The organism is Pseudomonas sp. ESBL9, from assembly GCF_036668715.1.
Classification (GTDB): domain Bacteria; phylum Pseudomonadota; class Gammaproteobacteria; order Pseudomonadales; family Pseudomonadaceae; genus Aquipseudomonas; species Aquipseudomonas lundensis.
The window spans coordinates 1-310 of sequence record NZ_JAZEVV010000037.1 but is presented as its reverse complement, the minus strand read 5'-3'; the positions used below and the strand labels follow the sequence as shown (position 1 = coordinate 310).

Sequence of the window (310 nt, the reverse complement as noted above, 5' to 3'; positions counted from 1 at the left end):
AATTCCACGCCCTTAAATCACTCTTCTGATGCCTAAAATACCTCAGAACAAATAAGCGTATCGCTACCAGACAATATCTTTTTATGTTTAAAAAGATCTAGAACCCACTCACCAAGAAGAACAAATCCCTTAAACCTAAAAGGCCTACCACTATCTTCCACAAAAAAAATACAATAGATCCGAACTCCCTCTTTAATCCAACTTTTAAAATAAAACGGCATTGTACTTTTTCGAAGACATGCATTCACCCCACCTGAAACAACTTTAACTCTTGAGGTATCAATAATCAATACACCAAGCTTACAACACA

At 35.8% G+C, this 310-nt stretch carries 1 protein-coding gene; it reads right to left on the bottom strand.

Annotation, left to right across the window (positions count from 1 at the left end; genetic code table 11):
- Nucleotides 1-32: 32 nt before the first annotated feature.
- On the bottom strand, nt 33-310 hold a 278-nt coding region (locus tag V6F78_RS22325), incomplete at its 5' end, for a hypothetical protein (RefSeq protein WP_332728366.1).